Genomic DNA, 14,083 nt, shown 5'->3' on the forward strand with positions numbered 1-14,083 from the left:
CAGCTCTCTTCCCATTAACAATAAAGTTGAGGGAAATTATTATCCATTGCCTTCCTATTCATTTAAACAAGGAAGTCACAATGCTTATAAGGCGTAGTAATAATTTTAAGGTAATTATTACAACCCTTTTTATTTTCACTTATTTACTTACTTATCAACCATGATCTGAATAACAAGTTAAATGAAAATAAAAAGGGCATGGCATCAGCCATGCCCTATTCATATTTAGTAACGCTTACCTATAAAGGTAAGATAATTACCTAAGTCTTATGGTTCATACGGTTATGAACGTTAAACTTACCAGTAGGCGTTGTTAAGCCTTTAATGCGGTATAACTCTTTAAGAGTTTTTGCATCATAAACAACAATTTCACCTGTTGGGTTTTTAGCATCTTTACGGTTCCAAACTGAAACCCAAACTTCAGAGCCATCGTTGTTAAATTCCATGTGTAAAGCCGCTTTACCTGGCTCAGTTGTTACACGGATAGTTTTAACAATTTCATGAGTATCTTTATCAAATACTTGCACTGACTGTTGAACTTCTGGTTCAGGGTGCTTAAGTTGATCAGCCCAAACGTATTGTGAAGTTTCGTGAGTACGGATAAATGCACCAGCACCATCTGTTTCAACTTCATAACAAAGTTTCCACGCTTCTGCAGGGTGACCGATTGGATCGTTACCCCATACAGATACAAGTCCCATACCTAAATGAGTTGTACCGCCAACAGGGCCACATTTTTTATCAATCCAGTTAGCGCCTGGACCAGGATGTGGAAGGCTTTCAACATCGATAATCGCTTCTAACTTACGTTCTACAGTATCAACAACAACCATTTGGTTTGAAGCATTTGCTGCTATTTGGAAGTAACGACCTGATGGGTCAAAGAAACCATCATGTAAAAATTCAGAAGAAGCAATCGAAGTAATGGTTAAGTTCTCTAAGTCGGTATAATCAACTTGTAACATTTGACCAGTTTCTTTAACAGCAACGATGAATGAAGACGTTAGAGGCGAAGTGTAAATTGCAGCTACACGTGCTTCATTGATGAATTCACCTTTAGTATTGTAACCACGAGTAGAGACAACTTTAAGTGGGTTTAACGTTACAGCATCCATAATAACGAAATGCGCAGGCCAGTAACCACCAGCAATTACGTATTTTCCGTCACCAGAAACAGCGATATCACGAGCGTCATAAGCCATTTTAGTTTCAGCAACTAACATTTTGTCAGGTGTTTGCCATAAATCGATTTTGTTAACTTTACCGTCACGACCAATGGTGTACCAAAAACGACCAACATCTTTTGCATGGTCAACTTTATGATGCTCAGTACCTTTGATTACATGTACTGCGTAACCTGTATCGATATGAGTGATGATTTTTTTAGTATCGCCATCGATAATTGCCGCAGTACCTGCGTCACGTTCGATAACAACAAAGAAGTTTTTCCAGTTTAAACCGTGCATTGGTTTAGTTGGGTAATCTTTCGGAGCAACATATTCTTTAGTATGTGAACGCATTTGCTCTAAAGACATTTCTGGTGGAACAGGTGGTTCCATTTGAATGAACGTTGCCATGTTGGCAATTTCTTTCTTAGTGAACAAATCATCGAAGTTGTTCATGCCGCCTTCAGTACCTAAAGCGATAATTTTCTCTAGACGCTTTTGGCCTTTTTTCATTGTGCTTTTTGGCTCTAAGTTTTTGCCTGTAGCGCCTTTACGCAAAGTACCATGACAACCAGCACAGCGTTGGAAGTATTGTAGTTTTGCTTTTTCATAATCAGCTTCAGCTAAAGTTGGTTCTGCCGCTGATACTGACATACTAACACCAGTAGCAGCCATACCTATTGCAAGTCCAAGTGCTGAAAGACCATATTTTACTGTTTTCATTGGGTACTCTCCAGATATTAAAAATTATATTTTTGTTTAACTTGTTAGTCGTTTTTATTTAGTAGATCGGAACTATTAAGAACCAATCGACTGAAATCCTGATAAAAAAGGCATCTTCAGGAAATTTTGTTTACTCATAATCTGTAAATAATGTGTAAAACGTTGATGCGTCATTTATGTAACGAAATATTACTATCAGCACTATCAGCTATATCCACTTTTGAAAATGTGATTCAGATCAAGTTTAAAAAAAAATAACTTTTAATGAATACACAAGTTGATCAAGGTCAATAAATTGCGCATTGAATTATAAAAAAACTACTTGTTCATCAGTATTAAGCGCTACTATTCAGTCAACGTTACTAATCATTTAACCATATTTTTTTTAGGGGTATTTTCATGGAGAATCGCACTAAGTCATTTATTTATGCGGCTATCATCGGCTTAATTATTGTTGCCATCTTTTTAGGTTTCTTATCAAGTATGGCGAACCCCATTTCTTGGATTCTCATTGCAGTATTATTACTCATTCCTGTTCTTTACAAGAAAAAGTCTAATCCAAAGCAAGTACAATGGCGCGAAGAGTACAGCGTTGGTATTGCACATATAGATGATGATCATAAAAAACTAATTAGTTTATTAAATAATTTCAGTATCGCTTATGACTACGCCATGAGTGAGTCGTTTGAAAAAGAAGCATTAAACGAATTAATTAGCTATACCAAGTATCATTTTGAGCGTGAAGAAAAGATGATGGAAGACAACGATTATCCTGATTTAATCGCTCATAAAGCGCAGCATAAAGTGATGATTGAGCAAGTTGAAAAATTTGTACAGCTATACAATGACAAAGGCCATGATGCGCTTGAAGAAATTGCTAGCTTCTTAACTGATTGGTTAATAAATCACATAAATGGTACTGATAAACAGTATTCTGCACACTTACATAGTAAAGGTATCCATTAACACTTAATCACACGCCTTTCACAGACGAACACAAAAAAGAGCTTCCTAGAAGCTCTTTTTTTTGATAAATACCAAATCGACTGAATGAGTTCAAATTCAGTGAAAATTAGTAAACATCCACTTTACCCCTCTATTAAAGGGAGCAACCCTTAATAAAAATATGAACCTCAATCATGAATTGCACAGGTATCCTGAAAATCGAATTTTGAAGTATCATGGGTATAATTCCGCATAAAGTGATTTAAATCAAAAAAGCCTCGCACTTCATCAGTAAAGTATGATCTTTGACAAAAAACTAATTTCCTAAGCGTTATAAGGTTAAGACAACTTAAAAAGCACAGTGGAAATAAAATGAGTTCTATCAAAATCACCTTAAGCGGCTTAGCTCTCGCTACTCATTTATTAAGCCTTACCTGTGTTACAGCTGCTGTTGCAGCTGCTGTTGCAGCTAACGATATCACCAGTGAAAAAGAGTTATCTCAAGCACGCAAAGATCAACTTACTCATATCGTTAAACAAGATTGTGGCTCTTGCCATGGTATGACCTTAAAAGGGGGGTTAGGCCCCGCGTTATTACCCGAAAATCTTGAAGGAAAATCAGTACCGTTTTTACAGCATACTATTTTATATGGCCGAACTGGCACGGCAATGCCGCCATGGAAGCCGCTATTAACCGAACAAGAGGCATTGTGGATTTCTCAACAATTAAAAGCGGGAAAAGTAGCTAAACAATAAATCAACTATGTAATAGCTAATGCAATGTATTAAAAACTAATACTCAAAACCAAAAACACTTTTACCAAATATAACAGCAAAGACTTTTAGCACTAATAAAAGCACCATGAAAGGATAACTGATGAACACATCTTTATTAAAACTAGCGAGCATTGCAATACTGTCTAGCGTGATTGTCGCTTGCGCTAGTCAAACGTCTAATGAAACAGCTCAAGCACCAATTCGCGCAACAGGGGATATGGGGGTTGTTATTGAACGCGCCACTGGCCAAGTGCAAATTGTTAACCATACCCATCAAGAAGTGTTAGCAGAAATCGATGGTCTAGGTGATTTATCTCACGCCTCTATTGTTTATTCACGTGACCAACGCTACGCCTATGTTTTTGGCCGTGATGGTGGGTTAACAAAAATAGATATTCTTAAAGACAAAATTGCTAAACGCGTAATGCAGTCAGGTAATAGCATTGGCGGCGCAATCAGCCAAGATGGTAAATTAGTTGCCGTTTCAAACTACACACCTGGCGGCGTAAAAGTATTTAATAGTGAAACCCTTGAATTGGTTGCCACAATCGACAGCTCTATTTTAACCACTAAACCAAAAAATAAAGATGGTAGTCCTGTACGTTCTAAAGTAGTTGGCTTAGTGGATGCGCCAAACAACAAATTTGTTTTTAGCTTATTTGATAGTCATGAAATTTGGATTGCCGACTTCTCAACGATTGAGCAAGATAAAACGCCTAAATTAACCAAGTTTACGGATATTGGCCTATTTCCTTATGACGCCTTAATTAGCCCTGATGGTCGCTATTATATAGCAGGTTTATTTGGTGAAGACGGCATGGCGCTCGTTGACTTATGGCATATAGAAAAAGGTGTTAAACGCATTTTACCAAATTACGGTAAAGGCCAACAGAAATTACCCGTGTACAAGATGCCGCATTTAGAAGGTTGGGCAATCGCTGGCGACTACGCTTTTATGCCTGCAGTGGGTCGACATGAAGTCTTAGTAGTAAACACTAAAACATGGGAACAAGTAACTGCAATACCTGCGCATAGCCAACCAATATTTGTTATGGCGCAGCCTGATAACCGACAAATATGGGTTAACTTTGCTCACCCTGACAACAACACCATTCAGATATTTAATACCGAAACTTTTGAGCTAGTAAAAACCTTAACGCCTGGTCCTGCTGTTTTGCATATGGAATTTACGCCACGTGGTGAACACGTATGGATGTCAGTACGCGATAGCAATGAAATTCAGATATACGACACCAAAACTCAAACGTTACAAAAAACACTAAAATCATCAAGCCCGAGCGGTATTTTCTTTACCAGTCGCGCACACCAAATAGGCTTATAATCATGACTAAAGAAACCGCAACCATTAGTCAATTACAGCAAGACATTATTAATAATAGCCAAAAGGGTTTTCCACTTACCAGCCAGCCTTATAAAACGATTGCTGAGCAGCTGGCTGACGTTAATATCGTTACGAATGAGTTGGAAGTATTTCAAGCCATTGATGATCTAAACAGCCAAGAAGTGTTATCACGTGTTGGACCTGTATTTGATCATAAAAAAGCAGGCGCTAGCACATTAGCTGCCCTTGCGGTGCCAGCAAAAGATCTTGATAAAATTGCCGGCATTGTTAACCAATTTGACCAAGTGAATCATAACTACGGCAGGGAGCATGTTTACAATTTATGGTTTGTAGTAACGGCCAGCGACATGGTGGCACTCAATAGCACCATAGTAAACATTGAATTACTCACAGGTTTACCTGTTTTAGTCTTACCCATGGAAGCCTCCTATCATATTGACCTAGCGTTCAGTATTAATGTTACGGGTGTGGAAAGCCGCACTTCCAATCAAGAAAATAGACCTGTTACTTTTGATAGTAATGACACAACCAGCTTAACTGACATTGAAAAAACAGCCTTACGTCGAGCCATTGAGAAAGGCTTACCAACGCATTTATTCCCTTACCAAGCAATTGCCCAGCAACTCGCGTTAACAGAACAACAAGTGCTGATGCAAATCTCGCTTTGGCAAGAAGAAGGTTTGATCCGTCGCTTTGGCTTAGTCATTAAGCACAGAAAGTTAGGCTATGACGCCAATGCCATGGTTGTTTGGAATATTCCGAATGAAAACATGGATGCCATTGCCCTGAAATTAGCAGAATGTGCTCCGGTATCACTATGTTACCAGCGCCCTCGACGCCTACCTGATTGGCCTTATAACTTGTTCTGCATGATTCATGGCACGGATAGAAGCTTAGTTTTACAGCAAATAAGCCAAATCACCGAGCAGCTTGGCCTTGAGTCTATTGAAAAAGATGTGCTGTTTAGCTTCAAAGCTTATAAACAACATGGTGCTCGTTATTTTAAAACAAACAGCAGTAAGGCGAAAACCAACAATATAAGTGCGGGTAAAACAGAAAATAACAACGACATGAAAAAACAAGGACAAGCCCATGGATAATAGCAGCAGTCCACTTAAGACCGAAAGTATAAGCAAAAGCCGAAAATGCCAAACTGTTGAACTTTCTGCGCTAGAGAAACAATTAATCAACCTACTACAGCATGGCTTACCTGTTTGTGAGCGCCCTTTTGCACAAATTGCCGAAGAAATATCAAGTACAGAACAAGCCGTAATTGCATGCTTAACAAAATTGCGCAGTGAAAAAGTACTAACCCGTTTTGGCCCCATGTTTGATGCAGCTAGTCTAGGTGGCGCTTTTACCCTAGCAGCTTTAGCAGTACCTGAAGCTGATTTTGACTTTGTTACCGAGCAAGTGAATAGTTTTGAGCAAATAGCCCATAATTACCGCCGAGATCATGATTTTAATATGTGGTTTGTTATCGCCACTGAGTCGGCTGAAGAAATTGAGCAAGTAGTACAAGCCATTGAAATAAAAACCGGTTTAAAGGTGCTCAACGTACCGAAACTAAAAGAGTTCTATGTGAGTTTATACCTACCAGTATAACTACCCGTTTAATCGATTACTCGTTAAAAAATAGCAGCGAAGCTTGTTAATTACTGAGTCCAAACGCCACATACAAAAGAGTTTACATTATGTCTACAGTCACTCAAGAAAAAATAACGCAAGAAAAACTTAGCGATCAAGAAAGACAATACATTTTATTAACCCAAAATGGTTTGCCTATTATTCAGGAGCCTTATCACGCGATTGCAGAGCAAATGAACCTTAGTGTTGAGCAAGTACTTAGCCTGACCAAAAGCATGCAGGAACGTGGCATTATCAGACGCATTGCCGCTGTACCTAATCACTATAAATTAGGTTATCAATTTAACGGAATGACCGTATGGGATATTGATGATGAGCAAGCTGAAAAATTTGGCGATGCTGTTGGCCGATTACCTTTTGTTAGTCATTGTTATTTAAGACCTCGCTTTTTACCTGACTGGAATTACAACTTATTCGCCATGGTGCATGGAAAAACAGAAGAATCAATAGCCAAGTATCGGGGCCAGATCAAAGAATTGTTAAAAGAGGTCTTGGTCACCCGCAACCATGATTCAAGTCAAGACATTATTACCAAAAGTAATGATATGTTAACCAGCACAGCAATACTGAAAAAAACAGGTTTGCGATTAAAAAAGTAATAGTAGCGTAATACCAAAGGTATAACTGACTTATATCCAGATTACATTAATCGTATAAAGAGCAACGCCGAAAAACAAGGTATGTAATACCAAGCCTATTAAGTTATTTCCCGCTCAGCGAGAATTAAAAGGTTTAGAGGCAAGGCTTTAATTAAAGATAATGGTTATTCCCTTATCAAAATAAATAACGCTGTATATAAGTCTTTGCCTTTTATTAGGTACTCGCCCTTCGGGAGCTTATTAGCAAACTGATAACATCGCAAAATTGGTGAAATATAGAATAACTATATTTAATCAATTTCACTTATTCTAAGCTCGCTAATAGTAGCTCAGAGCTGGGAATAAATTTAATAGAATTGGTATAATATTATGTTTAGAATTTCACAATTATTAAAAACACTTCATGACGACATGGCTGAACTTAAGCCCGTTAAAGCATCACGTAAAATGAAGGGTCCTGTGGTTATATGGAACCTGATCCGTCGTTGCAACTTGCAATGTAAGCACTGTTATTCAACCTCTCTTGATATCGACTTTAAAGACGAACTATCAACTGAACAAGTTAAAACCACGATAGATGATTTAAAAGTTGCTCATGTACCCGTATTAATTTTGTCAGGTGGCGAGCCTTTATTACGCCCTGATATCTATGAAATTACTGAATACGCTAAGCAAAAAGGTTTTTACCTTGCACTGTCTACCAATGGCACTTTAATTAATGAAGACAACATTGAAGCCATTAAAGCCGCAGAATATCAATATGTTGGTATCAGCATTGATGGCTTAGAAGAGTTCCACGATGAATTCCGTCGACAAAAAGGCAGTTTTAAAACCTCAATGCATGCCATTAAGTTATGTAAAGATGCCGGTATTAAAGTAGGTATGCGTTTATGTTTAACGCGCGAAAACTTCAAAGACTTACCTGCCATGTTGAATTTAATGGAAGAAAATAGCGTTGATAAATTCTATTTATCTCACCTTAACTATTCAGGCCGTGGCAAACGCACCGCTGAAAATGACGCCATGTTCAAAATGACTAAAGACGCTATGGAGCTTCTTTATGAACGCGCTTGGACACATATTAACCAAGGCATAGAAACTGATTTTGTTACCGGCAACAATGATGCAGATGGTCCATTTTTATTACAATGGGCAAGCAAACAATTTGCTGAAGAGTATCCAGAAGCTATTGCTAATTTAAAGCAACGTTTAATCAATTGGGGCGGTAATTCTAGTGGTATTAACGTAGCTAACATTGATAACACCGGCACAATTCACCCTGATACTTACTGGTGGAATCACCCTATCGGCAATGTAACCACTGAAAAATTCTCTGATGTTTGGCGTGATACTCAAGACCCGTTAATGTTAGGTTTTAGACAAACACCACGCCCAGTAAAAGGACGTTGTGCAAGTTGTGAACACTTAGCTATTTGTGGTGGTAATACGCGAACGCGTGCTTTCGCTCAATCGGGTGATGCTTGGGCTGAAGATCCTGGCTGTTATCTAGATGACGATGAAATTGGTTTTATCCCGTCGCCATCAAAGTTTGCCGACGAGTTAACTAACACAGAAAATCCGATTCAATTTGTTGAAGTCTAACCGTAGTAAGTACACTAATTATTAAAGAAAACTTAGCAACACGTAGCTAACTAATTCTTAATGATACAAAACTAAAGAAACTAATTAAGCAACCGAGCCTGTCCTGAAAATAGGCTCAAGTGCAATAAGGCGAGAGCATGAATACACCATCAGCAAATCAACCAAACAGCCTAATCTCAGCAGATAACGATAAAATATCAGCGAGAGGGAAATCAGTATTAAATCAAGGCGAAGTTGCCCTAGTTGGCTCTGGCCCTGGTGATGCTGAATTACTAACTATTCGTGCAATGCGCTTTATTGAGCAAGCTGAAATCGCAATTTATGACCGATTAGTAAGTGATGAAATATTAGCGCTATTGCCTGATAATTGTGAACGATTTTACGTGGGTAAAGAGCAAGCTAAACATTGTGTACCACAAGATAAAATTAACGAAATTTTAGTACACGAAGCGCGCTTAGGTAAAAGAGTATTACGCCTGAAAGGTGGCGACCCGTTCATTTTTGGTCGTGGTGGTGAAGAAGCAGAATACATGTTGCAACATGGTGTAAGTTGTCATATTTGCCCAGGTATTACCGCCGCTTCTGGCTGTACAACGTATGCAGGTATTCCGTTAACACATCGCGGTGTTGCGCAAGGTTGTACATTTATTACTGGTCATATTCAAAACAATGGTCAGCTTAATTTGCCATGGCAGAGTTTATGTTGTCCAACCCAAACGGTTGTGTTTTACATGGGCATTAATACCTTATCTAAAATTGCAGAAAAACTTGTTGAGCATGGCCGAGATATTAATACGCCAGCGGCATTAATTCGCAAAGGCACACAGCCTGAACAAAAAACCTATCGCGGTACTATCGGTAACTTGGCGGAGCTTGTTGAAAAACACAACATTACCCCACCAACACTTATTGTTATTGGTGATGTAGTAAATCAGCTAACTGAACAACAATTAAAAACCCCTGGTTTTTTAGATGCTAATGACTATGTTCAACCACAAGCAATTAAAATAGCTTAAGTAAGACTAAATAACTGCCAGCTAACAGTCGTCATTTCCGAGGTTACTAATCGGACGTGGCATGGATGCTACTTAGTAGACACAGACGGTACAGGAAGTACCTTATTAGGTAATGCGGGAGTAATTATCCTGCGTCCATAGCTTGAAAAACTGGATCCTCGATTAAGATACTACGAGCATGACAATTGGAAAGTTTGGAAGATAGCTTAACTCGACCAGTCTTCCCGCCGTCATCTCCGAAGTGCCTGATCTGAGATCCATTGGCTAAATATCAAGAAAACAAGGTTACCCCATGACTAAACATCCTTTTCTAATGTCGCTTTCTATCGCCCTTTTATGTAGTTTTTTTGCCGTCAATACTGCCAACTCAGCGCCAGCCAAAAAGACCACAATGTCAGCAGCAGAGAAAGTTGCAGCCAAAAAACTTTATCAAGACAATTGTCAAAGCTGTCATGGCGTTGATCGATTAGGCGCTATGGGGCCTGCATTATTACCAGAAAATCTTGCCCGTTTTCGAAAAAACAAAGCAATTAAGGTTATCAATACCGGTCGTGCTGCGACGCAAATGCCCGCTTTCAATAAAACGTTGACTAAGGCTGAAATAGCCAGCTTAGCAAACTATATTTATACGCCATCAAAAGCCTCACTTAGCTGGACCGTTGCTGATATTAACGCGTCAAAAGTACAACATTTTGACCAAAGTAAATTACCCAATGAAGCACAATTTGACGCTGATTTAATGAATTTATTTATTGTTGTTGAGTTAGGTGACCACAGTGCCACCTTATTGAACGGCGATACCTTTGAACGCTTAGATCGCTTTAAAACTCGCTTTGCTTTACATGGTGGGCCAAAATATTCACCTGACGGTCGCTTTGTATTTTTTGCCTCGCGCGATGGTTGGATCAGTAAATACGATATTTACAATCGCAAAACCGTCAGTGAAGTTCGCGCTGCGATTAATACCCGCAACATCGCTATCTCAAATGACGGTCAGTATCTAATTGTTGGTAATTACTTGCCCAACAATGTTGTGATACTCAATACCGCTGACCTATCCCCCCTTAAAGTGATTAACGCCAAAGACAGTAACGGCAATAGCTCACGCGTCAGCGCCGTTTATAATGCACCACCACGTCACAGCTTTATCGTCGCCTTAAAAGACGTAAAAGAAGTCTGGGAAATCCCTTACAGTGATGAGGGTGGCGTTGAAGTATATAAAGGTTGGGCACATGACTATAGAGTAGAAGCCAAAGCGGAAGGTTGGAAGGCCGACTTATCTAAAAAAAGTGAGCAATTCCCAGTTCGCCGTATAAAAACTGACGATTACTTGAATGACTTTTTCTTCGACCCTGATTACATTAATTTAATTGGTACTGCGCGTAACAGCCACAATGGTCAAGTAATTAACCTAGACACTAAAAAGAAAATTGCCTCTATCGGTTTAACTGGTATGCCACATTTAGGCTCAGGTATAACCTGGAATTATCAAGGTAAAGAAGTATTTGCTTCCCCCAATATCAAAGAAGGTAAAATTACCGTTATCGATATGGAGAACTGGAACATCATTAAAGAGATTAAAACTGAAGGCCCAGGTTTCTTTATGCGCAGCCACAGCAAGTCACGTTATGCATGGACCGACGTCTTTTTTGGTCCGAACAATGACAAAGTACATGTTATTGACAAGAGTACATTGAAAATAGTGAAGACCTTATCACCATCACCTGGTAAAAATGCCGCTCATGTTGAGTTTACTAAAGATGGTAAATTCGTACTGTTAAGCGTGTGGGATATGGAGGGTGAACTCATTGTGTACGATGCCCAAACATTGGAAATAGTAAAACGTATGCCAATGAAAAAACCGTCAGGTAAATACAATGTTTACAACAAAATTAATTATGAACGAGGCACAAGTCATTAATATTGCCTAGCCCAGCAAATAACTCTCTATTTAACAGCCTGTGACATCAAATGTTACGGGCTTTTTTATGCCGACTAATAATCCCCCAATCGGTAGGCCTTGTGTAATGTTATTGGAGATATTGTTACTATATTGAAATTAATTTGCTATTAGCTGGTTCTTAATTAGCTAAGCTTTATAATATTAAAGCTTAGTCATCATGAGCTGATAAACGATCACTAAATAATCTATTAACCATCACTAAATCATAAATAAAGGCTATCCATTCATGTTATCAACTTTTTTTAAAGCAAAACCTGTCATTGATGAAGAAAGTAAAGAATGGATTTTTGATACCTTTGCTTGGTGTATGGATCAACTTGATGGCGACTTTTTCAAAAATAACAGTGAATTGATATTACCTAACAATAACTTTTATCCGGGTAGTGCAAGCAGTATAGAAGCAATGGCAGATAAGATATTCTCTAATACACTTAATTATACTGGCATGACGTCTTGGCCGCTAAAACTGATCTCAGCTGATAATTTCACCCAAAAGCCTATGCCTCAATTATCTTTTGAATCAAGGCTACGTGGTGAGAACGCTAAGGTAAGTACTAAAGTCGCTTCGAATGTAAGCTCTACTATCAGTTATAAAGTAGAAGGTGAAGCAGTAGTATCTTCAATACCACCAACAATACCTACGATAGACATTGCTTTTCACTCAAGTCAGCTTAATCAACCGCAAGATTTAATCGCCTATCTAGTACAAGTACAGGCCGGTATTTTAGTTAACCAGCACGGAATACTTCCCCCAGGAGGTAAAGACGTATTGCCTCAAACAATAGATTTAGTCGCTTGTTTTATGGGTTTTGGTGTTATCTTTGCTAATACAGCTTACCAATTTAAAGGCGGATGTGGCTCTTGTAACAATCAAAGCCTTAACCGACAAGCTGCGCTACCTGAGTTAGAAACGGTTTACGCTTTGGCATTATTTTGCGTGATAAAAGGGATTGATATTAAGCCGGTAAAGAAAGCGCTAAAATCTCATCTTACTAAGCCATTTCGCCAAGCTCACAAAGAAATTTCATTGTATTTACAACAGTCCAGTAATCCTGTTCATGCTCAACTAATCGCTACTAACGGTTAATGCTAGCAAGCTTGCTTTATTAATCTATGCTTTGCTTATTCTATATTTTTACATTGGTGTATATTGTTTAATAAATCACCTTGATATTCGCTAGATTCATTTATAAGGGCTAAAGAAGTAATCCCCATTGGCTCGGCAAGTGTTTCAACCAACTGGTTATATAAGCTAACGCTAATCGGTTTAATTTGGTCGAGTTTACTTAGCAACTCATCTTGCTCTTGTGCAGACAATTTATTACCCTTAGATGCCTTATGTGCTTTTTCTAACCAAAAAAGATAAGCATGTCTCACTTCACTTTCACTGACTAAGGTGAGTCTACTGATACGGTAATGTAACCTGTCGTATAGCATAGGCTCATTGTTTAGTATCGATAACCTAAGCAACTGTAAACCCGCTACAATTTGACCCGAACGCCTTGAAATTTTTTGTGATAGTTGTAAAGCATTTATCAAGTACTCTTTGGCCAACGTATAATTACCTTGTTTAAGAGCCATTATTCCTAAAGTATTATAAATAGCGCTTATTAATACTTCAGCATTTTGCTGTTTAGCTAATTGCAAAGCTTGAGCATACATTGTTTTCGCCTGACTATATTTATTAAGGGAACTTAAACTACTTCCTTTGCTAATCAACAAACTTATTTTTTGTTTGCCGTTTTTAATCGGTTGTTCAAGTCCACAATTAAATAGCAAAATAGATTCATGGGGATGCCCAGTTCGGCGCAAAAATATACCTAAGCTACTTAACAAAGAAACAAATTTATCTGTTTTTTTCTCTAGCTCAGGATAAGAGAGCATTACTTTTACCGTTTTTTCAACCTGGTTTAAATCATTTAGCGCAATAGAAGCTCTTAATAGATTTTGATGCCAGGATAATTGATCATTGATAGTCAGCTGGCCAATATTAGCAAGGTGTTTTTTAAGTATTCTTGATGAAACGGAAGGTTGTATTCTTAAGTAATCTTTTGCTTCAGATAACTTACTCAATAAACTTTCTGATGCAGTCTCTGCTCTTGCAGAGTCAATCATAAAAGTAATCGTTATAAAAATCAGTAGTCTAAGCATAACATCCAATATTGATTGAGTATCTTCAATGATATAAATTGGCTTGTAGTCTAAGTAAACCGCTTAGACATTTTTATAAAATCCTAAAATGCCTAAAATACAGTAAAAATTATAGCACCTCTTCCTCCTTT

12 protein-coding genes are annotated in these 14,083 nt (G+C 38.2%); 10 read left to right on the forward strand and 2 right to left on the reverse strand.

The genetic code is table 11. The annotated features are described in order from the left end of the window. Positions 1 to 260: 260 nt before the first annotated feature. Positions 261 to 1,889: a cytochrome D1 domain-containing protein gene (locus CXF79_RS18955; protein WP_101157178.1), complete on the reverse strand. Its 1,629-nt coding sequence runs from the start codon at positions 1,887 to 1,889 to the stop codon at positions 261 to 263. A gap of 399 nt (positions 1,890 to 2,288) precedes the next feature. Here CXF79_RS18955 and CXF79_RS18960 point away from each other — a divergent pair, with 399 nt between their 5' ends. The 10 genes from CXF79_RS18960 to CXF79_RS19005 all read left to right on the forward strand — a co-directional run bounded on the left by CXF79_RS18960 (position 2,289) and on the right by CXF79_RS19005 (position 12,888). Then, the gene (locus CXF79_RS18960; protein WP_011044952.1) at positions 2,289 to 2,855 is read left to right on the forward strand and encodes a bacteriohemerythrin; all 567 of its coding nucleotides are present in this window, start codon (positions 2,289 to 2,291) and stop codon (positions 2,853 to 2,855) included. A gap of 351 nt (positions 2,856 to 3,206) precedes the next feature. After that, positions 3,207 to 3,590 carry a c-type cytochrome gene (locus tag CXF79_RS18965; RefSeq protein WP_101157180.1) on the forward strand — a complete coding sequence of 128 codons (384 nt, stop codon included), beginning with the start codon at positions 3,207 to 3,209 and terminating at the stop codon, positions 3,588 to 3,590. A 121-nt stretch (positions 3,591 to 3,711) separates the two neighbouring features. Beyond that, positions 3,712 to 4,953 carry a cytochrome D1 domain-containing protein gene (locus CXF79_RS18970; protein ID WP_101157182.1) on the forward strand — a complete coding sequence of 414 codons (1,242 nt, stop codon included), beginning with the start codon at positions 3,712 to 3,714 and terminating at the stop codon, positions 4,951 to 4,953. A 2-nt stretch (positions 4,954 to 4,955) separates the two neighbouring features. Beyond that, positions 4,956 to 6,074 carry a siroheme decarboxylase subunit beta gene (ahbB, locus tag CXF79_RS18975; protein ID WP_101157184.1) on the forward strand — a complete coding sequence of 373 codons (1,119 nt, stop codon included), beginning with the start codon at positions 4,956 to 4,958 and terminating at the stop codon, positions 6,072 to 6,074. Further along, a complete protein-coding gene (locus tag CXF79_RS18980; RefSeq protein ID WP_101157186.1) occupies positions 6,067 to 6,579 on the forward strand; it encodes an Lrp/AsnC family transcriptional regulator in 513 nt (170 codons plus the stop codon). The genes ahbB (CXF79_RS18975) and CXF79_RS18980 overlap by 8 nt, the downstream gene beginning before the upstream one ends. 89 nt (positions 6,580 to 6,668) lie before the next feature. Continuing rightward, positions 6,669 to 7,220: a siroheme decarboxylase subunit beta gene (ahbB, locus tag CXF79_RS18985; protein WP_011044957.1), complete on the forward strand. Its 552-nt coding sequence runs from the start codon at positions 6,669 to 6,671 to the stop codon at positions 7,218 to 7,220. A gap of 369 nt (positions 7,221 to 7,589) precedes the next feature. Then, entirely contained in the window at positions 7,590 to 8,822 is a 1,233-nt protein-coding gene (gene nirJ / locus CXF79_RS18990; RefSeq protein ID WP_011044958.1) for a heme d1 biosynthesis radical SAM protein NirJ, read from the forward strand. A 137-nt stretch (positions 8,823 to 8,959) separates the two neighbouring features. Continuing rightward, entirely contained in the window at positions 8,960 to 9,838 is an 879-nt protein-coding gene (gene cobA / locus CXF79_RS18995; protein ID WP_011044959.1) for a uroporphyrinogen-III C-methyltransferase, read from the forward strand. A gap of 292 nt (positions 9,839 to 10,130) precedes the next feature. Next, positions 10,131 to 11,759: a nitrite reductase gene (locus CXF79_RS19000; RefSeq protein ID WP_101157188.1), complete on the forward strand. Its 1,629-nt coding sequence runs from the start codon at positions 10,131 to 10,133 to the stop codon at positions 11,757 to 11,759. Between the two features lie 268 nt (positions 11,760 to 12,027). Further along, positions 12,028 to 12,888 carry a hypothetical protein gene (locus tag CXF79_RS19005; RefSeq protein WP_101157190.1) on the forward strand — a complete coding sequence of 287 codons (861 nt, stop codon included), beginning with the start codon at positions 12,028 to 12,030 and terminating at the stop codon, positions 12,886 to 12,888. A 35-nt stretch (positions 12,889 to 12,923) separates the two neighbouring features. On the opposite strand, the gene CXF79_RS19010 is transcribed toward CXF79_RS19005, so the two are convergent. Next, a complete protein-coding gene (locus CXF79_RS19010) occupies positions 12,924 to 13,916 on the reverse strand; it encodes a tetratricopeptide repeat protein (protein ID WP_157825904.1) in 993 nt (330 codons plus the stop codon). Between the last annotated feature and the right edge of the window lie 167 nt (positions 13,917 to 14,083).

Source organism: Colwellia sp. Bg11-28 (assembly GCF_002836245.1).
Lineage (GTDB): Bacteria > Pseudomonadota > Gammaproteobacteria > Enterobacterales > Alteromonadaceae > Colwellia > Colwellia psychrerythraea_A.